Annotated in this window: 22 protein-coding genes; 12 read left to right on the top strand and 10 right to left on the bottom strand. The window is 66.9% G+C overall.

What is annotated here, in order from left to right:
• Window positions 1-15 precede the first annotated feature (15 nt).
• Window positions 16-669 (top strand): TetR/AcrR family transcriptional regulator, encoded by a 654-nt coding sequence (locus ACAG20_RS08995; protein WP_370492290.1) that lies wholly within the window; start codon window positions 16-18, stop codon window positions 667-669.
• Window positions 670-771: 102 nt separating this feature from the next.
• Here ACAG20_RS08995 and ACAG20_RS08990 read toward each other — a convergent pair whose 3' ends face one another.
• Window positions 772-1,656, bottom strand: a complete 885-nt coding sequence (locus ACAG20_RS08990; RefSeq protein WP_370492289.1) for a carotenoid biosynthesis protein — start codon at window positions 1,654-1,656, stop codon at window positions 772-774.
• Between the two features lie 308 nt (window positions 1,657-1,964).
• On the opposite strand from ACAG20_RS08990, the gene ACAG20_RS08985 reads away from it, so the two are divergent.
• From ACAG20_RS08985 to ACAG20_RS08960, 6 genes are all read left to right on the top strand, one after another.
• The gene (locus ACAG20_RS08985; protein ID WP_370492342.1) at window positions 1,965-3,110 is read left to right on the top strand and encodes an acyl-CoA dehydrogenase family protein; all 1,146 of its coding nucleotides are present in this window, start codon (window positions 1,965-1,967) and stop codon (window positions 3,108-3,110) included.
• Window positions 3,107-4,147 carry an acyl-CoA dehydrogenase family protein gene (locus ACAG20_RS08980; RefSeq protein ID WP_370492288.1) on the top strand — a complete coding sequence of 347 codons (1,041 nt, stop codon included), beginning with the start codon at window positions 3,107-3,109 and terminating at the stop codon, window positions 4,145-4,147. Before ACAG20_RS08985 ends, ACAG20_RS08980 begins: the two co-directional genes overlap by 4 nt.
• Before the next feature lie 77 nt (window positions 4,148-4,224).
• Entirely contained in the window at window positions 4,225-5,022 is a 798-nt protein-coding gene (locus ACAG20_RS08975; RefSeq protein WP_370492287.1) for a DUF1906 domain-containing protein, read from the top strand.
• A 279-nt stretch (window positions 5,023-5,301) separates the two neighbouring features.
• The gene (locus ACAG20_RS08970; RefSeq protein ID WP_370492286.1) at window positions 5,302-6,204 is read left to right on the top strand and encodes an MBL fold metallo-hydrolase; all 903 of its coding nucleotides are present in this window, start codon (window positions 5,302-5,304) and stop codon (window positions 6,202-6,204) included.
• A gap of 156 nt (window positions 6,205-6,360) precedes the next feature.
• Window positions 6,361-7,806, top strand: a complete 1,446-nt coding sequence (locus ACAG20_RS08965) for an alkaline phosphatase family protein (protein WP_370492285.1) — start codon at window positions 6,361-6,363, stop codon at window positions 7,804-7,806.
• Between the two features lie 127 nt (window positions 7,807-7,933).
• Window positions 7,934-9,433, top strand: coding sequence for a diacylglycerol kinase family protein (locus ACAG20_RS08960; protein ID WP_370492341.1), 1,500 nt, complete (start codon window positions 7,934-7,936; stop codon window positions 9,431-9,433).
• Window positions 9,434-9,475: 42 nt separating this feature from the next.
• Here ACAG20_RS08960 and ACAG20_RS08955 read toward each other — a convergent pair whose 3' ends face one another.
• The gene (locus ACAG20_RS08955; protein WP_370492284.1) at window positions 9,476-10,456 is read right to left on the bottom strand and encodes a PE-PPE domain-containing protein; all 981 of its coding nucleotides are present in this window, start codon (window positions 10,454-10,456) and stop codon (window positions 9,476-9,478) included.
• A gap of 272 nt (window positions 10,457-10,728) precedes the next feature.
• Between ACAG20_RS08955 and ACAG20_RS08950 the strand changes: the two genes are divergently transcribed.
• Window positions 10,729-11,706, top strand: a complete 978-nt coding sequence (locus ACAG20_RS08950) for a PE-PPE domain-containing protein (protein ID WP_370492340.1) — start codon at window positions 10,729-10,731, stop codon at window positions 11,704-11,706.
• A gap of 13 nt (window positions 11,707-11,719) precedes the next feature.
• Entirely contained in the window at window positions 11,720-12,748 is a 1,029-nt protein-coding gene (locus tag ACAG20_RS08945; RefSeq protein WP_370492283.1) for a GTP-binding protein, read from the top strand.
• 44 nt (window positions 12,749-12,792) lie between these two features.
• Here the strand turns inward: ACAG20_RS08945 and ACAG20_RS08940 are convergent, their stop codons facing one another.
• The gene (locus tag ACAG20_RS08940; RefSeq protein WP_370492282.1) at window positions 12,793-13,707 is read right to left on the bottom strand and encodes an alpha/beta fold hydrolase; all 915 of its coding nucleotides are present in this window, start codon (window positions 13,705-13,707) and stop codon (window positions 12,793-12,795) included.
• A 74-nt stretch (window positions 13,708-13,781) separates the two neighbouring features.
• Complete coding sequence (locus ACAG20_RS08935; protein WP_370492281.1) at window positions 13,782-15,746, bottom strand: alkaline phosphatase family protein; 1,965 nt, start codon at window positions 15,744-15,746, stop codon at window positions 13,782-13,784.
• A 392-nt stretch (window positions 15,747-16,138) separates the two neighbouring features.
• Here ACAG20_RS08935 and ACAG20_RS08930 point away from each other — a divergent pair, with 392 nt between their 5' ends.
• Complete coding sequence (locus ACAG20_RS08930; protein ID WP_370492279.1) at window positions 16,139-17,101, top strand: PE-PPE domain-containing protein; 963 nt, start codon at window positions 16,139-16,141, stop codon at window positions 17,099-17,101.
• Window positions 17,102-17,178: 77 nt separating this feature from the next.
• Here the strand turns inward: ACAG20_RS08930 and ACAG20_RS08925 are convergent, their stop codons facing one another.
• Window positions 17,179-17,832 (bottom strand): TetR/AcrR family transcriptional regulator, encoded by a 654-nt coding sequence (locus ACAG20_RS08925; RefSeq protein ID WP_165824963.1) that lies wholly within the window; start codon window positions 17,830-17,832, stop codon window positions 17,179-17,181.
• Window positions 17,833-17,952: 120 nt separating this feature from the next.
• Here ACAG20_RS08925 and ACAG20_RS08920 point away from each other — a divergent pair, with 120 nt between their 5' ends.
• On the top strand, window positions 17,953-18,642 hold the full coding sequence (locus ACAG20_RS08920) for a hypothetical protein (protein WP_370492278.1): 690 nt from the start codon (window positions 17,953-17,955) through the stop codon (window positions 18,640-18,642).
• The gene (locus ACAG20_RS08915; protein WP_370492277.1) at window positions 18,639-19,448 is read left to right on the top strand and encodes an SDR family oxidoreductase; all 810 of its coding nucleotides are present in this window, start codon (window positions 18,639-18,641) and stop codon (window positions 19,446-19,448) included. The genes ACAG20_RS08920 and ACAG20_RS08915 overlap by 4 nt, the downstream gene beginning before the upstream one ends.
• A gap of 56 nt (window positions 19,449-19,504) precedes the next feature.
• Here the strand turns inward: ACAG20_RS08915 and ACAG20_RS08910 are convergent, their stop codons facing one another.
• The 5 genes from ACAG20_RS08910 to ACAG20_RS08890 all read right to left on the bottom strand — a co-directional run bounded on the left by ACAG20_RS08910 (window position 19,505) and on the right by ACAG20_RS08890 (window position 23,268).
• Window positions 19,505-19,762 carry a DUF3297 family protein gene (locus ACAG20_RS08910; protein WP_112684920.1) on the bottom strand — a complete coding sequence of 86 codons (258 nt, stop codon included), beginning with the start codon at window positions 19,760-19,762 and terminating at the stop codon, window positions 19,505-19,507.
• A gap of 339 nt (window positions 19,763-20,101) precedes the next feature.
• On the bottom strand, window positions 20,102-21,478 hold the full coding sequence (gene dnaB / locus ACAG20_RS08905) for a replicative DNA helicase (RefSeq protein WP_370492276.1): 1,377 nt from the start codon (window positions 21,476-21,478) through the stop codon (window positions 20,102-20,104).
• Between the two features lie 494 nt (window positions 21,479-21,972).
• Window positions 21,973-22,431, bottom strand: a complete 459-nt coding sequence (gene rplI / locus ACAG20_RS08900) for a 50S ribosomal protein L9 (RefSeq protein ID WP_112684938.1) — start codon at window positions 22,429-22,431, stop codon at window positions 21,973-21,975.
• Window positions 22,432-22,462: 31 nt separating this feature from the next.
• Complete coding sequence (gene rpsR / locus ACAG20_RS08895) at window positions 22,463-22,717, bottom strand: 30S ribosomal protein S18 (RefSeq protein WP_085081861.1); 255 nt, start codon at window positions 22,715-22,717, stop codon at window positions 22,463-22,465.
• A 35-nt stretch (window positions 22,718-22,752) separates the two neighbouring features.
• Window positions 22,753-23,268 (bottom strand): single-stranded DNA-binding protein, encoded by a 516-nt coding sequence (locus ACAG20_RS08890; protein ID WP_112684952.1) that lies wholly within the window; start codon window positions 23,266-23,268, stop codon window positions 22,753-22,755.
• Window positions 23,269-23,313: the final 45 nt, after the last annotated feature.

The following is a 23,313-nucleotide window of genomic DNA, read 5'->3' as shown; positions in this document are numbered from 1 at the left end:
ATGTTGACTGAGCTCATGCCCTCACCCGTGCGCAGCCCGCGGTCCACCCGCGCCGACAGCACCCGGGAGGCGCTGTTATCCGCGGCTGAGCGGCTGATCGCCGAGCGCGGTGTGGAAGCTGTTACCCATCGGCAGATCGTCGAGGCCGCCGGCCAAGGCAACAACGCCGCGGTGGCCTACCACTTCGGCACCAAGAAGGAGCTGGTGCGCGCCATCGAGGCCAGCCACGCCGGGCACATCGAGGAGTTGCGCACCGCCCGGATCGCCGACACCGATGATTCGGCCGGCCTGCGCGACTGGGTGGGGTGCCTGGTGCAGCCGCTGACCGACCATCTGGCGTCGCTGCCCGCGCCCACCTGGTACGCGCGGTTCGCCGCTCAGGTGATGACCGACCCGACGTATCGGCGCGTGGTCACCAAGAGCGCACTGGAGTCCGAGTCACTGCGACACGTCATCGAGCGCATCGGCCACGGCATCCCCGAATTGCCCAAACACGTTCGATCCGAACGCAACATCATGATGCGCATCGTGCTGATGTATACCTGCGCGGAGATCGAACGGGGCTTCGCCGACGACGCCAGCGGGCCGCGCCCGGACTGGCCGCGCGCCGGCCGCAGCCTCGTCGACGCGATCGCGGGCCTATGGCAGGCGCCGGTGACAGACCGGTGATGGCTCCGGTAGCACGGTGTCGCGAGTAGTTCGACCACCCGGCTTGGGCACGCCACGCTACGGCCTCAAACCAACAGTCATGCCGCGTCCCACCGTGGTCGGCTAGTCCGCCCTGCTCTGGCATAGCCGTGCTACCGCGATGGCGACCACCAGCACCATCGTGAACCATGTTGTCGCAACGGAAGTGGCATAGATGTCGGAGAAGGGAACGGACCGGCCGCCTTGAATCGTCGCCGAACCGTCACCGACACGCAGCATCTCCAAATTCACCTGCAGTGCCAGTCCGAACCAGACCACGACCGGCATCACCAGCGTCGAGCGAACGGGTGCGGGTGCCGAGTCCCGGCGCCACCGCCGTTCGACCAACGCGAAAAGCTGGAACAGCACCCATCCGGTGAGCAGCCAGCCGAAGTAGTTGCTCAGCGGAACGCCCAGCGCGCCGTTGGGTGACCCGTAGGAGAACAGCCCGCGCACATAAGCCCCGATCGGATCGATCACCAGGTCGTATCCGCCCAGGATCAGGGTGGCGACGACGGGCGTCGCCACCACCGGAAGCCGGCGATTGTGGTCGTCCCCCACGATCACGCGGGCCAGGTTCCAGGCCAGCCAGGCCAGGATCACCCAGGCGACGACCACGGTGAACGGCACTCCCAGCGCGCGGGGGCCTTCCATGTGGTGGATGTAGAAGCCGAACGGGAAACCGGTTGCCACACTGCACGCCTCGAGGCCGAACGACACGGCGACGGCGAGGGCGAAGTATGCGGCGGCGCCGGCGGGCCGGTACAGCGTCAGCGTGTGCAGCACCACGAACAGCGCCAGCGCGCCACCGTAAATCGCCTGGGCGACGGCCGCTATCGGTGATCCGCCGCCCAGCGCGCCCGCCACCGTCGCGGCGAGCCAGATCGCGACCAGACACCAGCCGGCCGGCACCAGCCATCGGGTCCGCGAAGGCGTCTGGTCACCGGGAATCGTCGTGCCGTCGGTCATCGTGGTCTCCCTCAGCTGTCGGCCGCCGCCCGCACCGGAGATGAGTGTGGCACGGCTCGCGATGGCCGGGTGCAGATCCCGGATACCTGGCGTGGACCGGCTCGGTCGCAGCCGAGGAGTACCTGCCGGCCGCCTCGGTGCGGCTAGCGTGGGCACCGCAACAGCAAGAATCGAGGTATCGCAGCCATGAGCATGCCGGTCGGGCCACGGGTCATCCCATCGCAGCAGACGGTGCAGGTTTGGACGGTCGAAACGGCCCCTCACGACGGCGAGCAGCAGCGCCGTATCCCGAAGTGGCAGCGCAGCTGATGCCGCTGCCGCGCCTGGTTCCCCCGGCCACCGGCGATCCGGCCGACACTGCGGTCCTGCGAGCGGAGGTCCGCGCCTTCCTGGCCGAGCAGCTCGCGGCCGGCGCTTTCACCCCGTCGGTGGACGCCTGGTTGTGCGGCTGGAGCGAAACCTTCACCGGAGCGCTGGCAGCTCGCGGCTGGCTGGGCATGACCGTGCCGAAAGAGTATGGCGGAGCTGGCCGCTCGTTCCTCGAACGGTTCGTGGTCACCGAGGAGCTGCTTGCCGGCGGTGCTCCAGTAGCCGCGCACTGGATCGCTGACCGGCAGATCGTGCCGGCCTTGCTGAAGTACGGGACCGAGGCACAAAAACGGGAATTCCTCCCGGCGATCGCAGCCGGCGAGTGCTTCTTCGGTATCGGGATGAGCGAGCCCGACTCCGGCTCGGATCTGGCCAGCGTGCGGACCCGTGCCGTACAGGTCGACGGCGGCTGGGCGTTGACCGGCACCAAAGTCTGGACGTCCGGCGCGCACCGCGCTCACGCGTTCATCGTGCTGGCCCGCACCGCACCGGTCGACCCACAGCATCGACACGCCGGGCTGAGCCAGTTCATCGTGCGCCTCGACGGCCCCGGCGTCAAAGTGCGGCCCATCATCTCGATGAACGGGGGTCACCACTTCAACGAGGTCATCCTCGACGACGCCTTCGTGCCCGACGCCATGGTGTTCGGCGAGATCGGCGAGGGCTGGCGTCAAGTCACCTCGGAGCTCAGTTTCGAACGAAGCGGACCCGAGCGGCTGCTCTCCACGTTCACGCTGCTGGCCGCGGTGACGGACGACATGGCCAATGATCGGCTGGCCCATGACGCTGGACTGGGCCGGTTGGTGGCTCGGATCGCCGGGCTGCACCAGATGTCCACCGCCGTGGCAGGCGCGCTGGAACGCAAGGAGTCTGCCGATGTTGCGGCAGCGGTGGTCAAGGTGCTCGGCACCACCACCGAGGGCGATGTCGCCGATTTCGCAGACCTGCGCACCGGCGACCGCACCGGCGGGGCATCCCATCAGCTGATCGCGGAAGCGGTCGACCAGCGGCCCGGCTTCACGCTGCGGGGCGGCACCAACGAGGTGCTGCGCGGTGTGATCGCGCGCGGATTGGGGCTGCGATGAACGTTTCCCGCCCCGATCGTGGAGCAGAGCTCGATGCCGATCTGGTCGACATGATGAACGCGGTGTTCGCCGACTACCGCGCGGCGCAGCCGCCGACCGCGCCGATTCGGCGCGACACCGACTTGTGGGCCGCCCTCGATCGACTGGGCTTGCTGCGATTGACCGGCTCCGAACAATCCGGGGGAAGCGGGGCCAGCTGGTACGCGGCCGCCGAACTCCTCGCCGCGGCAGCGCGAAACTCCGTTCGCGTCCCGCTTGCCGAACACGATCTGTTGGCCTGCTGGCTGCTCGAGAAGGTCGGTGCGCCCATCGCGGAGACCGCACGTACCGTCTGCGTTCTCGATGAGACCGGTGTCGCAACGGCGGTGCCCTGGGCGTCGACGGCCGAGCGGATCGTGGTCATCTGGCGAGATGACGACACCCAGCTACTTGCCGACGTGGATTGCGCCGATCTGCGAATCATTCCGGGCAGCAATCTGATCGGTGAGCCCCGCGACACCGTCTCCGCCGACACCGCGGCACTGGCGGGAACACCCGTACCGGCGGAACTGGTTGCGCAACTGCACTTGAAGGCCGCATTGGTGCGGTCGATCCAAGTCTGCGCCGCGCTCGACAAGATCCTGGAGTTGGCCGTCGAGCATGCCTCCGCACGTACCCAGTTCGGCCGCCCACTGTCGCGATTTCAAGCGGTCCAGCAGCTGATCGCCGACACCGCCGCCGAGGCTGCGTTGGCGCGCGCGGCCACCGAGGCCGCGCTGTCAGCGGCGGTCCGCAGCGACTGGTCGGGGCCCAATGTCACATTCGCGGTTGCGGTGGCGCGCTCGTGTGCCGGGCACGCGGCGTCGGTCGCCGTCCGCAATGCCCACCAGGTGCTCGGCGCCATCGGCACCACTATCGAACACCGCCTGCACGAGTACACCCGCGCCGCGCTGGCATGGCGGTCGGAGTTCGGGTCCGTCCACCACTGGGATGAGCAGGTCACCCGTGCCGCCCTGGCCGCCGGCGCCGACGGGCTGTGGCGCCTGATCGCCGATTGACCGCCGCGCGCCTCGGCGCCGGCCTCGCCCCGGCGAGGCTCCATCGTTAACACCAGCAACATTGTTAACATCGGCCGGTGCAGGATTCCCCGAGGATCGACCCGCCTCGGCGTCCCGTTTCCCGACGTGATGCGCTGCGGTATGGCTCCGCGGCGGCACTCGCCGGGCTGGGGGCGGCCGCCGGCGCCGGCACGCCCCCCGCTTCGGCCGCCGCGCCCACGCTGATCGACTACGCCATGCGCCAGATCCCGGCGCAGGACATCCGGGCCGCTGGCCATGCGGGGGTGATCAACTACGTCTCGACGTCACGCCCCGGGTCGAACTTCGGGGCCAAGCCGATCACCCGGCCCTACGCCGAGTCGCTGACCGCCGCGGGGCTGGTGATCGTCAGCAACTTCCAGTACGGCAAGCCGGGCGGGACCGCACCGTCGGACTTCACCCGCGGGTTCGCCGGCGGTGTCGCCGACGCCCAGACCGCCTGGAACATCCACACCGCGGCCGGCGGTGGCCGCAGCGCCCCGATCTTCTTCAGCGTCGACGACGACATCAACCGCGACACCTGGAACAACGTTGCGCTGCAGTGGTTCCGGGGAATCAACTCGGTACTGGGGGTACAACGCACCGGGATCTACGGCGGCGTCAACGCCTGCAAGTGGGCGGCCGCCGACGGTGTCATCGGAAACTCACGCACCCCGGGCCACCGGTGGGCGTGGCAGACCAGATCCTGGTCGCGTGGCGAGCGCTTCCCCGCCGCCGTGCTCTTCCAGCGCATCGTGAGCACCGCCTCAACCCCGGGCCCGATCGTGGGCGGGATCGAGGTCGACGTCAACGACGTGATGGCCCAGGACTGCGGCCAGTGGAACCTGCACCCGTGACGTAGTCGGTCGGTAGACGCTGCCGACGGCTCGGCTACTGGTTGGTCGTCAAGAAGAGGCCCACGGTGAGCAGCACCACGCACGCAATGGACGTCCAGACGCCCAGGGTCGCTGACGCCATGAGTCGGCTCCTGTCTGTAGTCGGTCGACGGCCAATCTACCGCAGCCCCCTGGACGCCCCGCCCGCCGCGGGCTGGACCACGCGATTTCAAGGGCTCGCGGTGCGCCCTCCGGTTGCCATGCTCGTCGGGTGCGATCCCGACGATCGAGGAGGCAAGGATGAACTTGGACAACGCCCTACGAACCGGGCCTGAGCTGGTTCCGTCGCGCTACGCGGTGCAGGTCGGCGACATAGAAGTCCTGGTGATCAGCGACGGGGTGCTACCGATCACCGCCTCGACGATGGCCACCAACGTCGACCCGGCGGACTTGGCGCATTGGCTCGACGACATGTTCCTGCCGCCCGAGGTGATCGACTGGCCCCTGAACGTCGTCGTGGTACGCAGCGGGGGCCGGACCATCCTGGTCGACGCCGGGCTCGGGATGGAGTTCCCGGACTTTCCGCGGGCGGGCCAGACCGTGGCGCGGCTGGAGGCCGCCGGCATCGACCCGGCGGCCGTGACCGACGTGGTGTTGACCCACCTGCACATGGACCACGTCGGCGGGCTGCTCGCCGACGGGCTCCAGGCGCGGCTACGGTCGGACCTGCGGATTCACCTGGCAGCCGCCGAGGCCGAATTCTGGGAGGCACCCGATTTCTCGGGCACCCGGATGCCCGCCCCGGTGCCGGCCGCGCTGCAATCGATCGCGTCCCGATTCCTCGACGAGTACCGCTCCCGGCTGGTCCCGTTCGAGACCGAGTACGAGGTGGCGCCCGGCGTGCTGGTCTGCCGCACCGGCGGCCACACCCCCGGGCACAGCGTGGTGCGGCTGGCATCCGGTGGCGACCGGCTGACCTTTGCCGGCGACGCGGTGTTTCAGGTCGGCTTTGCGAACCCGGAGTGGCATAACGGATTCGAGCACGATCCCGAGGAGGCCGCCCGCGTCCGGATCCGGCTGCTGCGGGAATTGGCGTCGACGGGCGAGTCGCTGGTGGCCACCCACCTGCCGTTCCCGTCGGTGTGCCGGGTCGGGGTGGCAGGCAACGCCTTCCGGTGCGTACCGGCCGTCTGGAATTACTGAGGCGGGCCGGCGTGGGCCCACCGCATAGATTTTTGCCAGCACCCCGCTGAATTAATTAAATTCATCGCCAGAAAAACTGAGGATTTCCTGGGTTTCTGCTAGTGTCTCGCGCAACTGGCCTGCCGGCCGGCGCAACGTCGAAGTAGGGACACGACCGTGACCACAATCAAAAAGTTCCTGTGTGGTGCCACCGTCGCCGGCATGGTCGCCGGAACCGGGGCGGCCGTCGGGGTGCCGTCCGGGTTGTCGGCGCTGACCGCCGACTGGCTGCTGGCCGCCGAACATGTGCTGCTCATCGGCGTCGACGGCACCAACCTCGACAAGATTCTGCAGTACGCCTACGACGAGGACAGCGGCTTCAAGACGGCGATGGACCAGGGCATCACCGGCGCCACCAGCGAAGTCAACCACACCACGATCTCCGGTCCGTCGTGGTCGACGATCCTCACCGGCGTGTGGGACGACAAGCACGGTGTGGTCAACAACCTGTTCCGGCCCGAGCCGTATGACCAGTGGCCGACGGTGTTCAACTTGCTCGAGTACCACAACCCCGATATCGAGACCTCGGTGATCGCCGACTGGGACTACATCAACGACATCGGGGCCGCGGGCGGCTACGGCGCCGACAACAACCTGTTCATCCCGTTCCAGGACAGCTGGGCCGACACCGACGCGGCGGTCACCGCGGCGACCATCTCCCAGATCCTGGCGACCGCGAACAACCCCGCTGACATCGACAGCTTCCTGTTCTCCTACCAGGTGCAGGTCGACGAGGCCGGACACTCATTCGGCGGCGGGTCGCAAGAGTACGCGCAGGCCGTCATGAACGTCGGGGCCAACATCCAGCAGATCCTGGCCGCGGTCGCTGAGGCGAAATTGGCCAACCCGGACGACAACTGGTCGATCATCATCACCACCGACCACGGCCACCAGCAGTCACTGGGCTTCGGTCACGGCTTCCAGTCACCCAACGAGACATCGCAGTTCGTCATCTTCGACCAAGCCGGCGATCACGCGACCGACGGCAGCCAGAACCTGAACTACTCCATCGCCGACATCACTCCCACGATCTTGGCGCTGCTCGGTGCCCCGATGCGGTCGGACTTCGACGGCACCCCGATGAACGTCGACCCGGCCATCCTCGACAGCATCGTCACGCCCACCGATCTCAAGCAGTCGCTGCTCGACGCGATCTCGATGTACGGCTACCCGAACATCGGCAACGACATCACCCTGGGCTTCCGGACGGTGATCACCTCCATCCCGTACTTCCTCGACAAGTTCGTGGGCCAAATCGACACCTTCCTGCAGTCGATCGTGGACCAGGACATCTTTCTGATCAGCGGGCTGGCCGAGTTCGTCCAGCAGATCAACGACTTCTTCGGCGGCCTGCTGGTGGATGCGACCAACGCGGTGGCACTCGGCGTCGGGTACCTCACCGGGGCGGGAGTCATCGCGCCGACCGACCCCCCGCTGCCGCCGCCCGGGGGTGCGGAGGCCTCGCTGTTCGACACGCTGCTGGGGGACCACAACTGGTTCAGCCCCGACGAGGGCAGCCTCGACTTGGCGTCGCTGCTCGACTTCGGCGCACTGTTCGACTGATCCCTCCCCGCGCTCTCGCGCACGGCCGCGGGGTGCGTTTCTCCACCGCTAAACGGGTATAGGGCTGCGGTACGGCACCGCAGCGGCGCCGGTGGACGGAGGAATCACTGCCGTGGTCGGACGACCGATGATGCCGTTTCAGCGGCGACGTTCCGGGCTTCGCCGGATCACCGAAGGCCTCGGCGAACTCGACGCCGAGGTGTTCGAGGCGATCGCGCACTCGCCGAGCCGGCTGCTGGACACCACCATGCCGGGGCTGACGCGCGCTGCCGACCACTCCAAACTGTGGCTGGCGCTGGCCGCGGTCATGGCGGTGACCGGCCGGCCGACTGCCCGGCGCGCCGCCGCGCGCGGGGTGGCCAGCCTGGCGGTCACCAGTCTGGTGACCAACCAGCTGGTCAAGCGGATCCGGCCCCGCGCGCGCCCCAACGTGATGCTGGTCCCGCTGCTGCGCCGCGCCCATCGGCTGCCACGGTCGAACTCGCTGCCGTCGGGCCATGCCGCGAGCGCGGCGGCGTTCGCCACCGGGGTCGGGCTGGAAAGTCCGCTGCTGGGTCTGCCGATCGCAGGATTGGCCGGGCTGGTCGGCCTGTCCCGGATCGCCACCGGCGCCCACTATCCCGGTGACGTGCTCGCCGGCCTGGGCATCGGCGCGGCGATCTCGGTGCTCGGCGCGCAACTGGTGCCGCCGATCGCGTCGCCGCCACCACCCCACGCCGACGCCCTGCGGGTGGGCTGTCCCGCGCGTCCCGACGGCGCCGGCGTGACCTTGGTGGTCAACCCCCGCTCCGGCGGCGGGCGGGCCGGCGCGGTCGCCCAGCAGGTGCGCGAGGCGCTGCCCGCGGTCAGGGTGATCGAACTCGGACCCGATGACGACGTGACGCAAGTGTTGCGCCGGGCGGCCGATTCCGCCGAGGTGCTGGCGATCGCCGGCGGCGACGGATCGGTGGCCGCGGCGGCGGGGGTGGCGGTGGAACGCGACCTGCCGCTGGCGGTCTTCCCGGGTGGCACGCTGAACCACTTCGCCAAGGACATCGGCTGCGACACCACCGCCAAAACCGTTGCGGCCGTGGCCGACGGCGACCTGTCTCGCGTCGACGTGGTGCGGTTCAACGATGCGGCGACCGTGGTCAACACCGCCAGCATCGGCGCCTATCCGGCGTTCGTGCGACGGCGAGAACGGTTGCAGCACAAGGTCGGCAAACCATTGGCCAGCGCTTACGCGATGCTGCTGACATTGCGTCGCGAACAACCGGTGCGCATCGCCTACGACGACAAGACGCTGCAAACGTCGCTGTTCTTCCTCGGCAACTCGGTGTATCTGCCGGCCGGCTTCGCTCCGGCCGTCCGGCACCGGATGGACGACGGGTTGTTGGACGTGCGGATCCTCGACGTCGGCCAGCCGTGGGCCACGCTGCGGATCGCCACGGCCCTGCTGACCGGGCGGCTGCAGCGCAGCCGGCTCTACCACGAGCTTCGGGTTCCCCGATTCCGGTTCACCGCCCTCGACGGTCCGGTCCCGATCGCCCGCGACGGCGAAGTCGACAGCCCTTGCGCCGAAGCTGAATTCACCGTTTGCTATCGCGCGCTGCAGGTTTTTCGGCCACTGCCGCCGGACCCGCGGTGAGCGGACCACCGGGCGGCAGGCCGCCCGGCGGTGGGCGGTCGATCAGACCATCGGGAACCAGGCGTCGAGGGTGTCCTCGACGCCGGCCCAGTCGATGCCCATCCAGTCGGTGAAGAAGCCCTCGATGTTGCCGAAGGCGTTGTAGACCAGGGCCACCAGCGAATTGAAGAAGGCTTCCAGCGAGGCGCTGTCGAGCAGCCCGTTGCCGAACGCGGCGAGCCAGGCGCTGAACTGGTCGATGTCACCGGAGATGTCGATGTTGGTGATCAGACCGTCGGTGATGGCGGTGTGGTCGGCGACCTGCTCCGGGGTGAGCCCGAGGTACATGACGTGCTCGTAGAACAGCCCGAGCATCGAATTGGAGCTCGCGTCGGCGACCGGGTCGCCCGGGAAGGTGTAGATCGTTGCCGCGAACGCGTCGTTCGGGGTCTGGTTGCCGTTGAGGATCGGCATGTCGAAAAGCCGGTCCCACAGCGTGTCGCTGGTGTTGCCCGGCCAGGTGCCGCTCGCATCGGAGGGGTCCCCGATGAATACGAAGTGCAGTGCCTGCGGGTCGACGCCGTCGTGGGCCAGCTGCGTCATGGCGATCGAGGCGGCCGTGGCGCCCTGCGAGTACCCGAACACCCACAGCGGGTTCTCGGCGTCGAAGCCGCCCGGATTGGCGTCGAGTTGGGCGTGCACCGCCCGAACGATCTCCGCGGCCCCGACGAAGCTGCTGTGGCCCTGCAGGATGAGTTGCGGGGTGGTCAGCACCTGCAGCGGGGCATCACAGACGCCGGCCCCGATGACGCACACCGCCGGATCGTCGCCGGCGTCGAAGCCCAGCGGCTGCAGGAACAGGTCGGCCGCGGTCTGGGCGAACGTCGCCGACGGGGTGGACAACATGGTCCCGCCGACGAAGATGGCGGTGTCGGACAGCAGCGTCACCCGGGCAAGCGTCGTCTGGACGACCGGAGTTCCCACGACGCCGGCGGCGATCGCGCTCGCGACGGCGATCGGAGCGAAAGCTTTGGTTAGGTTCATTGCGACACACCTAGGGTTTATGTAGCGGCCCGGACAGCACAGCATGAAGCGCTGATAATCGCATTCTTTCGTGACGAGAGTCAACGGCGACGCGAACGGCCGGGCACCCGGTGAGCGGCGCATCTGTGGCAACGCTCCATTGACTTCGCGGCAGCGCCCTTGCCATGATCGCCCTCAGCCGACGCTTTTCGTTTACTCGCAGAATTTTCAGTTCCAGCGGGCGCGGCGGCGCGGCAGTGACTCCGATGACGAGCGAACGGGAGCGACCAGTGATGCTGACCAAGGCCTTCGCGCCGATCGCCATTGCCGGCACCGTGGCCGGCGGGGTGCTCGCCGGCCCGCCGGCCTACGCCACGCATGCCGACATCAACCTGCTGGCCGGCACCGCGTTCTTCGTCGGCCCCACCACCTTGTCCACCCCGTCACCGACCTTCGCCCAGACCGCGGCCGATCTGTTCCTGCAGCCGCTGGGTTTCGACGCCGGCGATGATCCGACCTCATGTGTGGTCGGCGTCGGCGACTGTGACGCGCCGCTGCGGGTGCTGTCCACCCCTGCCCTCATCCAGCAGGGCCACAGCAGCTTCGTCGGGGCCGCCGAGATCGTTCGCGCGGTGCACGCCGAGCTCGACGCCAACCCGGACGCCTACGACGCCGACAATCCGCTGTGGGTGTTCGGCTGGTCGCAGGGCGCCACGGCCGGTTCGATCGCGATGGCCCAGCTGGCCCACGACGGCGTCGACCCGGAGTTGCTGCACTTCGTGTTCATCGGCAACCCGGTCGGTGCCGACACCGTGTCGCCGGATCTGGGCGGGGCCTCCTCGTCCGACTTCTTCGACACGGGTCTGCTGTCTGGCGTGCAGACCCCCAACGACTGGTTCTCGGTCACCGACTACACGATCCCCGGCGACCCGGTCACCGACCCCACCTCCACCTCGGCGTTGGGGCTGTTCTACGAACACATGATGTACCTGGGGCTCACCCCCGACCAGGTGGCCAATCACATAGCGACCACCGACGGCACGATCACCGACATCGACATCTCCGGCGATTTCGACCAGTTCGCCGCCTGGCTCAACGCCTGGGGCCACGGCCTGATCGACAGCGGCTGGTGGGAAGGCATCTTCTACTCGGTCGTGGCGTTCTTCTACAGCGCGTTCGGCAACATCGAGGACTTCTTCGGCGACTGGCTGGGCATCGACTGGGGCGGGGTCGAGGACACCCTCGACTTCTGGTTCCCGATGGAGCCATAACGATAATCGCCGGATGGCTGATCGCACCGCGCCCACCATCCCCGTCATCGCCCTCACCGGCTACCTCGGGGCGGGTAAGACCACGCTGCTCAACCATGTGCTGCGAGCACCGGAGGCACGAGTGGGGGTGATCATCAACGACTTCGGGGAGCTCAACGTCGACGCCGGTTTGGTCACCGGTCAGGTCGATGAACCGGTTTCCATCGCCGGCGGATGCATCTGCCATCTGCCGGACGAAGGCGGACTGGACGAGGCGCTGGAGAAGCTGGCCGATCCGAAGCTCGCACTCGACGCGATCATCGTCGAGGCGAGCGGGGTTGCCGAGCCCACGGCGGTATCGCGAGTTATTCGATTCAGCGGGGTGGAACGAATACGGCACGGCGGTGTCGTCGACGTCATCGACGCGGTGGAGCACTTCAACACCGTCGATACCGCGGAGGCTCCGCCCGCGCGTTACAGTGCGGCCTCGCTGGTGGTGGTCAACAAGCTCGATCGGATCGCCGAGGGCGCCCGCGAGGACGCGCTGCGTCGGGTGCAGGCCCGGGTACGCGAGCTGAACCCCGATGCTCACGTGGTGGGCGCGGTGGCAGGACGCGTGGATCCCCGGCTGCTCTACGACGTCGACGACGGTGGCGAGTCCGGGCAGATGTCCTTTCGGGAACTGCTCCTCGACGAGTCCGCCGGCGCCCACGACGAGCACCACGATCACGTGCCTGCGGACGCTGTCACCGTCGTCAGCGACGGCGCCGTCGACCCGGGCCCGCTGATCGACCTGCTCGAGCAGCCGCCGCGGGGTGTCTACCGAATCAAGGGCACGGTCGCGATCGGCAGGCGCCACTACCTTTTCAACGTCGTCGGCACGTCCGTACACGTGACGACCGCCGCCGCGGGCACCGGCGCCAATCACCTTGTGGCGATCGGGACACACCTCGACACCGACGACGTCCGCGCACGGCTCGAGGAGGTGCTACGCCCGTGCTCGAACAAGGTGGCCGCCGCCGGCATGCGACGCCTGCAACGGCTGCGGCAATACAGCATCTAGGCCTGCCCGGGCGCTCGGCGCCGGCCGGCGGCACAGTCGGCCCGTCAATCCGTTGCGGGGCCGATGAATTCGACGCCCGCACGAATCGCGGGGCGATGCCGCAGAATCCGGAAATGCGCCAGCCGGCCGAGACCCTGCGTCGTCATCAACCGTGCGCCGGGCCAGGACGCGACGATCTTCTCACTCGTCACAAAGGGCGTCTCGGGGTCATCGGGGTCATGGATCAGTAGCAGCGGCGGGTAGTCGGTCTTCTCGGCGATCCGGACCATGTTGGTGTCCTCCAGCGACATGCCGATGCGGCGTTCCAGACGCCGGTGCAGGCCGGCGCGTATCCGCCGGCCGAAGCCGTGGCGCGCGGCGAACAGATCCAGGTAGATCGGGAACTCGCCCATCGGCGCGAGGAACACCAGCCGCCCGACCGTCGTGCCCCATGACGCCGCGAACGCGGTCGCATTGGACCCGAGGGAGTGGGCGACGACCGCGCGGGCCGGCCCGTGCGTACGGATCATGGCGGCGACCGCTTCGGCGCACTCGATGGCGGTGGTGCGGCCGGGAGCCAGCGCGCCCGGATCGGACTCGTTGTGGCTGGGCAGGTCGAACGCGATCACGCGGTGCCCGGATTCGACCAGTGGTTTGATGAACATGCCGAGATGCGGGCGCCGCCCTCCCCAGCCGTGCACCAGGTAGACCGGTGGCCCCTCGCCCCAGGCCTCGCCGACGATCCGGTGCCCGTTCCAGTACGCCTCCAGCGGCTCGCCGGGCTTGACGCCGGGCGGCATCCGCAGGCTGGACTCGAGGACCGGTGGGGTGCACCACAGTTCGACGGCCCACCGCGACCCGAGACCCGGCGCGAGTCGCTCCAGCAGCCAGAACGCCCGACGCACCTTGGTGGCCACCGGGGGCTGAACCCCGGAGCCCTCGACATCGAGAACCGGCTGCGGGTTGGTCGGCTGCACCACACATCGAGAGTAGCCAGCCGATGGGGTCTGTAGCCATCCTCGGACTGGTACCGGTCAGATCTGCGCTTCCCGCGTCACTTCCAGAACGCGTTCATCGGTTGGGCGTACATGTCGTTGGCGGTGAGGGGGGCCAAAGTTCCAGGTGCAGAACGCAAGGCGTCCTCGATCGTAGCCATCAGGCTGTACTGGTTGTAGTAGTCGTCGGTGGTGAAGTGACCCGATTGCATTCCCCCGGCGGTCACGGCGTCCTGGTTGGGGATGACGATCATCGGAACGTTGTTGCCGTCGTTACCGAAGCCCAGCGACAGGTTGTTGTTGTCCTCGTCGAACGTGATGATGATCGCGTCTCGCTGCGTCGGGTCATTCCACGTCGCCGAGTTTTCGATGGCGGCCACCTCTTGCTGGACGAACTGGTCGCCGACCGCGACGTTGTACTGGTGGTCCGTGAACTGGGTGGCAATGAACTGGAGAACGCCACTGAGAGTGTCGACCGGTCCCTCCATGTTGTGGTCTTCGTCGGCGGAGATCCACGTGAATGCCGGGAAGGTGGTCGGGTTCTGCAGGTTGGTAGACAGGTCCGCCAGCGAGAACAGGTGTTGTTGCAGGTAGGCAGAGGTGTTGTCGACGACGTAGTTGAATTGGCCGAAGGGCGTTCCGACGTCCTGCGGCGTGACGGTGGTACCCGGGGCGATGTCTTGCTGGTAGCCGGCCCACGTGATGCCCGCCTGATCCATTTCCTGCATGAGGCTGGGGGCGTCGACGACGGCCGAGTTCGGGTTGTAGTCGATGCCGAAGTCTGATCCACCCATGACCCGGATGTAGTTGGGGTCGCTGGGGTGGCTCAGCGCGAAGAAGTTGTCCGCGTATCCCTCGGTGTTGATCAGGTGGTTTATGAACGGCGCGTTGGGGCTGCCGACGATGTCCTCGGCGCCCTTGTTCTCCATGTAGATGAGGAACACGTGGTCCAGGTGGCCGACGTCCGACGTCGGTGTGGTCAGGGATGCCGCGGTGAGGCTCGGATCGCCGACCGTGAAGGACTCATTGTCGGCGTAGGCGCCGTTGTAGTTGCCCAGGTACAGGTTCTTGTCGACGAAGGTGTCTGTGATCGTCGCGGACGTGGCGCCCTCGGGGACAGTGCCGGTGATATCGCGATGCTCAAACCCGCTGAAGCCCAGGCGATCCCATACCGTTACCGGTTCCAGTGAGGCGGTGCTGCCAACCACATCACCGTTGGCGTCGTGGAAGGTGACCTGCACGTCGGTGTAGGACGGGTTCCACGTTTGGCCGCCGAGATCCGCACTCAGCTGGAAGGGCGTTCCATCCGCGCCGGTGACATCGACGACCTGGCTGATGCTGGATGTGGCAACCGGTCCGCCGCCGGCGAAGTTGGCCCCGTCGCCTGCCGGCGCCGCCGGGAAGCCGAACAGCCCCGTCGCGCCAGGGAGCGAAAATGATAGCCCCAGCGGGTAATTGACCGGGGCGCCGTAGGGGATCACGGTCGGGGTGCCGGTCTCCGTCCAGCCCGGAATGGTCACCCCGCTGTAGCCCGACTCGGACGCGTCGGCCAATTCGAAGCTCGGGTTGACCAGCAGGTTCTGACTCATCGCCGGCGCGGCCAAGGCGCTGGTACCGGCGTCACCGAAGATCAGCCCGCCCCCGACCCCATCAGCGCCGTTGCAGATCAGCCCACACACACCGGTCATGGGATCGAGCTGGTTGAACCAACTATTGATGACGGTGTCGACCTGCTGACCGAGGGCGCTGTTGATCCAGCCCTGTTCCAGCTCATGCAGCCAGTCATCAGCCGGATTGGTCACCGCTCCCGACCCCACGTCGAAGAGCGAGGCCAGGCCCGTTGACGCGGCGGCGCCCACGCCGTCGAAATCCGGAAGCGCCCCGGAAACGGCGGCCTGATCACCCAGGGCACCGGTTACGGCATTGAGGACCTGATCGATGATCACGTCGAACTCATCGGCACTGGCCTCGGGCGCAGCTGCCAGCAGCCCGACTGTCGCAAACGCGCCGATCGCACCGGTCAACTCGGCAGCCCGCCGACAACGCTGGATGTTGGTTTTACGCGACCGCCAATTCTCTTGCTTGCTAACGCGTGGATCAGCCATTGCCGGTACTTCCTTAGATAAGGATCTGCGCGGTCTGATATCCGTTTAAGGTAGGTCTCAAAGTTTTGGTTCAGCAAGAGTTTCCAGCAATTTGCCAGCCCTCCTGCAGTAAACGCTCCGTGACCCGAGTTCCTGCGTCAATTGACGTTGAGCAGCGTGAGCGGCGAACTTCGGGCCGGCTTCGCCCACCGAACCTTAGCTACCCCCGGCCTCCAGCTGGCGTGGCCGGGATCGGCGGGCACCCGATATCGGGCAGAATCCGACCATTTCTCGGACAGCGCTGAAAAGATGCCACCGTGAACATATTCGGGATGTTTGCCCACGCCACGGCCGTTGCCCTGCTCGCCGGCGCCGCTACCGCACCGATCGCGCAGGCCGCGGACACCGGGTTCACCCTGTTGGCTGCCGACGGCCCGCTCGCAGGCAGTCAGTCGGCGATCATCATCGGAGGAACCGTTGAGCCCACCCCGTCGGTCGATTTCGCGCGGGCTGCCGAGACGTTGTATCTCAATGCGCTGGGCTTCAACAGCGGAGCGACCGGCTCAACAGTCTGTTATATGGACGGCACCGACCCGTGCAGCGCTCCTTTGCAGGTACTGACCACTCCCCAACTGGTTCAACAAGGCCACAGCACGCTTACCGGAGCATCGAATCTGGTGCTGGCGGTACAGAATGCCCTGGCTGCGGACCCCGACGCCTACAGTGCTGAGCACCCCCTGACCGTGTTCGGGTACTCACAGGGCGCTGCAGTCGGCTCGGTCGCAATGACCCAACTCGCCGCAGCCGGTATTCCCAGCGAGCTGCTGCACTTCGTGTTCATCGGCAACCCCGCCGTGGCAGACGGCATCTGGCCCAACGTGCTTGCCAGCCTGGAGTCGGTATTGGGTCCGGACCTCACGAACTTCTTCATCAAGCTTTTTGATCTCGAGGACGTTCTCGGCCTGATCACACCAAATGATCTGTACCCGGCGACCATCTACTCCATCGACAATGACTTCGCCTCGGACTGGCAAGGCAACTTCGAAACCTGGGGTCTGCTGGGCGAACTCGTGCCCGGCCTCATCCGGCACGGCGAATACCTCGGGCTGACACCCGAACAGATCGCGGACGCGACCACGTCGGTCGACGGCCAGCTGACATACGTCGACATCTCCGATGACATCGACAACATCGGCGCGGCGGTCAATGCCATTGCAACCGGGGGGCTGTTGAACAGTGGACTGTTCCAGAGTCTGTTCGACTCGCTGGTGTTCGCGCTGACCGGTTCGTTCTGACCGGGAGCATGCCGCACCGCGCGGTGCGTTCGCCGAGGGGATATGGTCGGACACTGGTCGGGCCGGGACATCGCGCCCTACGGTTTCCGTCGGGCCTGCGCCACCTGCACAGCACCGTTGCCGGTGATCAGCCAGAGGGTCGCGATGCTCTGGACCAGTTCCTCTTTGGTCACTTCGGCCCGGCCTTGGATGAACGAGAGGATGGCATCGGCGGTGCCGCCGATGATGAACGCCGGTGCTACCTGCGCCAGCGGGTCACTTTCGAGTTCGACATCGTGCACGGTGCGGGCATGCTCGACGAGCATCCCGGTCAGACCGACCATGATGTCATCGCGGTGGCGCTGCAGTGCGGGCGATAAGGCCACTGCGCCCAGCAACACCGTCGCGCGCCGCGGATCCTCGGCCAGGGTGTTCACCAGTGCGTCGACCGTCGCCAGGGCCTGCACCGCCAGCGGCTGGGTCGCGTTGGCTGCGGTGGCCTGCAGTGCGACGGCCCGCAATTGCTGGGCGATGTCGTCGACCACGGCGGTGGCCACTGCGTCGAGGTCGGAGAAGCTCTCGTAGAAGTAGCGTTTGTTCAGCCCGGCTGCAGTGCACAGTTTCTCAACGGTGATGCCTCGCCAGTCGCCATTGGCCAGGACGTGGAGCGCGGCTTCGGTTAGCCGGGCCCGCCGATCGCGGCGCCGGACGTCTGCCGGCTGACCGGCGTACGTACGGGAGGCATCAGGCACCCGATGATCGTCGCACTTTCTTTTCATTCCGCATCTCTTGACAGCAGGCAACCGGATCTGGCACCGTTTCGGACCAGATAGTTCTGGTACTGAATCGTGCCAGATACCGGAAGGAGAGCCGTGAGCACCTCTCGCCAGGTCCAGCCCCCCGCCGACGCGTCGGCTAGCGACACCGGCACGTCCGCGCTGAGCGAGCTGCGTGAACTCGCGCGCGTTGCGCCGGTTCTGGCACAACGGCAAGGCTGGGACTACCTCAGGGAGTTGGGCAACCGAGGGCGACAGGACCAGCTCGCGATACTGTTCGGTCGCGGCGATGCGCCGGAGAAGATCGACGGCGCCCTGGAAGGCCTGATCGTCGGCAAGCTGTTCGGTATCCCCGAGGCGCACCCGGCCAACCCGCTGCTCAAGATCGAGCCGACCTGGCGCGGCAAATCCTTCGATCACGCCGGTGGGACCGGATTCAACCGGCTCGCGCCGATCGCCCGGCTGGTGATGCCGCTCATCGCGCCCGGATACCGTGGTCTGCGGCGTGCTGGTAACGAGGTCAACGGTTTCCACTTCAGTCATTGCCTCGACACAGCGGCGGTCGCACCATTCGTCACGGTGCGCGCCTTGGACTATTCCGTTGCGGCCTATCGGAACCCCAGTGTGCGCACGTTCCCCATCAAGCGCACTCGGGACGAGATCGTGGAACTGACTCCCGGCCTCTATCTGGGTCGAGCGCTGCTCACCATGCCCGACGGGCAGGTACGGCTGATCGCCTACTTCGCGCTGCGAGAGTTCAGCGACGAAACCAGCGGCGCGTCATGATCGAGCTGGCAGGGTCCGTCGCGTGTGTCACCGGCGGCGCACGAGGCATCGGCCGGGCCACCGCCGAGGAATTGACTCGCCGGGGCGCCCGGGTATGGATCGGTGACCTCGACGCCGACGAAGCGCGCCGTACCGCCGACCAGATCGGCGCTCGGGCTGTCCATCTGGACGTCACCGACCCCGACAGCATCGCCGCGTTCCACAAGTCGGCGGCCGCCGACGGGCCCGTCGCGATGTTGGTCAACAATGCCGGCATCCAGTACATGGGGCCGTTCGCCGAGCAGAAGCTGTCGCTTTATCACCGCGAAGTCGCCGTCAACCTGGGTGGCGTGATCAATGGCATGCACGAGTTCCTGCCCGGCATGCTGGAACGCGATCGCGGCCACATCGTCAACGTCGCGTCGATGGCCGCCAAAGTGACCACCCCCGGGATGTCGGTGTACTGCGCCACCAAATACGCCGTCGCCGCGTTGTCCCGCGCCATCCGAGCCGAAATCGCCGGGACACACGTCACCCTGACGACCGTGTTTCCCACCGCGGTGCACACCGACCTGACCGCCGGGGTCTCCTTGGATCTGTTACCGACCCGAGAACCCGCCGACATCGCTTCAACGATCGCTGACAGCGCCCGCCGTCCCCGCGATGAGATCACTGTGCCGCGCTGGCTGGCGCCGTTCGGTGCGCTGGAAGAAGTGACGCCCGAGCCGCTCCTGCAGCGGCTCAAACACCTTGCGACACTGCGGCGGCCACCCGGGCACTACGACCCCGTCGGCCGGCGCGCCTATCTGGACCGGATCGGCCAGTGACCGGTGTCTTGACCGCCGGCGCCGGTTGACAGCCGCGCCTAGCCCCGCGGGGACCGCTACTTCGGTACGCGGAAATAGGGCTCAACCGTGCCGCTGAGCTTGACGATCATCGGATTTCCGCGGCGATCCTTCGCGGTAGGGACTTCGACACGTACCCAGCCCTCGGCCACGTTGTACTCGTGAACATTGGTTCTCTCGACGCCATTGAAGCGGATACCCACATCGCGGGAGAGCACCTCTTCGTCATAGAAGGCGCTGCGCGGATCGACGGAGAGCTGGTTCGGTGGAACGTCCGTGCTTTGGTCCTCGGGCATGATGACTTCCGTTGAATGTTGTCAATAGGTCCTGGGGTCTGAGTCCCAACGAATCTTACGCGACGCAGCAGTAGCGCAGTGCTCGTAGGTCTTCACTGCCCGCGTATCGGCCTCCTTCGCGCATCATCCCAATCACGCTGGCCTAGTGGTTCTTTGCGGAACTTGTAAAGCTCTCGGGTAAAGAAGCCCGGGACCGCGGTCCGAAACTCACACCCGCCGAGTCAACTGAATTCGAGGCAGTCCCCACGCCGCGAACGGGCGCGTGTTCACAGGCTGCTTAGCTCGGGCGAGAAACACCCCGATCGGACTGCTGAACTGTCCCTACAACAACTGTGGTCCCTAGTGCGCCATGTTCGTAAACCGCGACAAGTGCAACTGGTGTGCCACGGTGACGGTCTTCGTCGGGCCGTTACGGTGTTTGGCCAGAATGAGATCCGCCTCGCCGCCGCGCGGGTCGTCACGTTCAAACGCATCGGGCCGGTGCAGCAGGATCACCATATCGCTATCCTGCTCAATGGCGCCCGATTCCCTTAGATCAGCTAACATTGGCTTCTTGTCGGTGCGCTGCTCGGGACCGCGGTTGAGCTGGCTGAGTGCGACTACCGGCAACTCCAGCTCCTTCGCCAAAAGCTTTAGCTGCCTTGAGAATTCCGACACCTCTTGCTGGCGCGACTCGACCTTCTTGCCGGAGGTCATCAGCTGCAGATAGTCGACCACCACCAGTCGCAGGTCGGCCTTCTGCTTCAGCCGGCGCGCCTTGGCGCGGATCTCCATCATGGTCAGGTTCGGTGAGTCGTCGATATACAGTGGCGCTTCACTGATTTCGCTCATCCGCCGGGCCAGCCGGGTCCAGTCGTCGTCGGTCATCCGGCCCGAGCGCATGTCGCCGAGCTTGATCTTCGCCTCGGCCGAGAGCAACCGCATGACGATTTCGGTCTTGCTCATTTCCAGCGAGAAGATGACGCTGGGCAGCCGATGTTTGATCGAGCACGACCGCATGAAATCTAATGCAAGCGTCGACTTGCCCATACCCGGCCTCGCCGCAATCACGACCATCTGCCCCGGGTGCAGCCCGTTGGTGACCTCGTCCAGATCGATGAAGCCCGTCGGCACCCCGCGCGCGATCCCGCCGTGGGAGGCGATCGCGTCGATCTCGTCCATGGTGGGCTGCAGCAGGTCTTCGAGCGGGACAAAGTCCTCGGAGAGCCGGCGGTCGGCGACGTCGTAGATCTCGGCCTGGGCGCGGTCCACGATCTCGGCCACATCAGCGCCCTCCGCGCCGGCGTAGCCGTACTGCACCACCCGGGTGCCGGCCTCCACCAGCCGGCGCAGCAGCGCCTTCTCGGCGACGATCCCGGCGTAGTAGCCCGCGTTGGCCGCCGTGGGCACCGTCGAGATCAGCGTGTGCAGATACGGGGCGCCACCCACTCGGCGCAGCAGGCCGCGGCGGTCGAGTTCGGCCGCCACCGTCACCGGGTCGGCCGGCTCGCCGCGGCCATAGAGATCCAGGATCGCGTCGTAGATGTTCTGGTGCACCGGACGGTAGAAGTCGCCGGGCCGCACCCGCTCCAACACGTCGGCGATGGCGTCCTTGCTCAACAACATGCCACCGAGCACCGACTGTTCGGCGGCGACGTCCTGGGGCGGCTGGCGGCCGACATCCTCGCGCGGCGGCTCCTCGAGCTCAGAGTGCCCGCGGTCGTCGACCACTGCCATACGCCCCACCTCCTCTACGGCACGCTCGAACGTCTATTCGATGCTGCTGCCCCGGCATGCTAGCCGTGGGCTGAGACATCTTCGGACACCCCCGGTCCCGTCGTGCCGGCTTGACGCTAGGCGTTGCTGGCGACGCCGCCAAACGGCCTTGTTCACAAAGGTGTGGATGAAGTGTGCATACCGGACCTCCACTTGTTTGGGACCGTGGGGAAGACCTGTGGATCATTCACCGCTGGTTAGGTATCACCGCAGGTAAGCGCACCACACCGCGGTGTCGTCGTTGTGGAAGACAATCTCTTCGGCGTGTCGGCTCAGGTTGCCGTCTTGGGCGTGTTGCCTGACGGGGAGGTAGCCGGCGCTCCACGACCGGGTAAATAGCACCAGGACTTCACACCGGCCGAAAAGTTAGCCAGAGTTAACCGGCCTTAACCGGATCCGGGCACAGCAACGCCCCGGCGGAGCCGATCAGGGCGCCACCGGGGCAGCTGGGAATGCTAGTTCGCCGCGGCGACGTCGAGCGTGACGTCGACGTGGACCTCGGGGTGCAGGTGCACCGATACCGGGTGGCTGCCGATCGCCTTGATGTGCGCCTTGGGCAGCCGCACGATCCGCCGGTCGAGGTTGGGCCCGCCCGCCTTCTTGATGGCGGTGACCACGTCGCCTGCGGTCACCGAACCGAACAGCTTGCCCGAGTCGGCGGCGGTCTTCATCGGCAGCGTGACCGGGCCCAGCGCGTCGAGGGCCGCCTTGAGCTCCTTGGCGTGGTCCAGGTCGCGCACCTGCTTGGTCTCGCGGGCCCGACGGATGTCGTCGGCCTGCTTCTGCGCGCCGCGCGTGGCGAGGATAGCCAGGCCCCGCGGGAGCAGGTAATTGCGGCCGTATCCGTCCCTGACCTCGACGGTGTCTCCGGCCGCTCCGAGGTGGTCCACCTCAGCGGTCAAAATCAGCTTCATCGTTTCGTACTTTCTCGGCTCGGACGGTCGGCTAGCGGGCCGACGAGGTGAAGGGCAGCAACGCGACCTCGCGGGCGTTCTTGACCGCGATCGCGATGTCGCGCTGGTGCTGAACGCAGTTGCCGGTCACCCGCCGGGCGCGGATCTTGCCCCGCTCACTGATGTAGGTGCGCAGCAGCGAGGTGTCCTTGTAGTCGATCTCCTGCTTCTTGTTCGAGCAGAACGCGCACTTGCGCGTCTTGATCGGCTTCTCGGGAGCCGGACGCCGCTTGTTGGATTTGGCCATCTATCTATCTCTTTCGTGCTGTGTGGTTCGGTTGTCTAGAAGGGCGGCTCGTCGTCGGCGCCGCCGAAGGAGCCGGACGCCGGAGCACTGCCCCACGGGTCTTCCGCGGGCGCGCCGCCGGACTGGGCCATCGGTGCCGCACCCGCTGTGGCACCGCCGCCCGCGCCGAAGCCTCCCCCGCCGCCACCGCGACTGACCTTGTTGATCTTGGCGGTGGCATACCGCAACGAGGGGCCGATCTCGTCGACCTCGATCTCGTAGACGGTGCGCTTCTCGCCCTCGCGGGTTTCGAAGGACCGCTGCCGCAGCCGGCCGGTGACGATCACCCGCGATCCGCGGGTGAGGCTCTCGGCGACGTTCTCTGCGGCCTCACGCCAGATGTTGCACCGCAGGAACAGCGCGTCGCCGTCCTTCCACTCACCGCTCTGCCGGTCGTAGATCCGCGGGGTGGACGCCACCGTGAAGTTGGCGACCGCCGCCCCCGACGGGGTGAACCGCAGATCCGGGTCCGCGGTCAGGTTTCCGACGACGGTGATCGTGGTGTCACCAATAGCCACGGGGCCCTCCTGGGATCGTATCGACGCTGCATGTGTCAG

This window comes from Mycobacterium sp. pW045 (genome assembly GCF_041287085.1).
Taxonomy (GTDB): Bacteria; Actinomycetota; Actinomycetes; order Mycobacteriales; family Mycobacteriaceae; genus Mycobacterium; species Mycobacterium algericum_A.
Note: the sequence above shows the minus strand (reverse complement) of the source record. Positions and strands in the feature narration are given on the sequence as shown.

Excerpts from the sequence above, each read along its gene's own strand:
- ACAG20_RS08985 (WP_370492342.1), top strand. The coding sequence starts at position 1,965 with ATGCCGCTGCCGCGCCTGGTTCCCCCGGCCACCGGCGATCCGGCCGAC.
- ACAG20_RS08990 (WP_370492289.1), bottom strand. The coding sequence starts at position 1,656 with ATGACCGACGGCACGACGATTCCCGGTGACCAGACGCCTTCGCGGACC.
- ACAG20_RS08995 (WP_370492290.1), top strand. The coding sequence starts at position 16 with ATGCCCTCACCCGTGCGCAGCCCGCGGTCCACCCGCGCCGACAGCACC.
- ACAG20_RS08980 (WP_370492288.1), top strand. The coding sequence starts at position 3,107 with ATGAACGTTTCCCGCCCCGATCGTGGAGCAGAGCTCGATGCCGATCTG.
- ACAG20_RS08910 (WP_112684920.1), bottom strand. The coding sequence starts at position 19,762 with ATGCCCGAGGACCAAAGCACGGACGTTCCACCGAACCAGCTCTCCGTC.
- ACAG20_RS08915 (WP_370492277.1), top strand. The coding sequence starts at position 18,639 with ATGATCGAGCTGGCAGGGTCCGTCGCGTGTGTCACCGGCGGCGCACGA.
- rpsR (WP_085081861.1), bottom strand. The coding sequence starts at position 22,717 with ATGGCCAAATCCAACAAGCGGCGTCCGGCTCCCGAGAAGCCGATCAAG.
- ACAG20_RS08955 (WP_370492284.1), bottom strand. The coding sequence starts at position 10,456 with ATGAACCTAACCAAAGCTTTCGCTCCGATCGCCGTCGCGAGCGCGATC.
- ACAG20_RS08970 (WP_370492286.1), top strand. The coding sequence starts at position 5,302 with ATGAACTTGGACAACGCCCTACGAACCGGGCCTGAGCTGGTTCCGTCG.
- dnaB (WP_370492276.1), bottom strand. The coding sequence starts at position 21,478 with ATGGCAGTGGTCGACGACCGCGGGCACTCTGAGCTCGAGGAGCCGCCG.
- rplI (WP_112684938.1), bottom strand. The coding sequence starts at position 22,431 with ATGAAGCTGATTTTGACCGCTGAGGTGGACCACCTCGGAGCGGCCGGA.
- ACAG20_RS08950 (WP_370492340.1), top strand. The coding sequence starts at position 10,729 with ATGCTGACCAAGGCCTTCGCGCCGATCGCCATTGCCGGCACCGTGGCC.
- ACAG20_RS08930 (WP_370492279.1), top strand. The coding sequence starts at position 16,139 with ATGTTTGCCCACGCCACGGCCGTTGCCCTGCTCGCCGGCGCCGCTACC.
- ACAG20_RS08945 (WP_370492283.1), top strand. The coding sequence starts at position 11,720 with ATGGCTGATCGCACCGCGCCCACCATCCCCGTCATCGCCCTCACCGGC.
- ACAG20_RS08960 (WP_370492341.1), top strand. The coding sequence starts at position 7,934 with ATGATGCCGTTTCAGCGGCGACGTTCCGGGCTTCGCCGGATCACCGAA.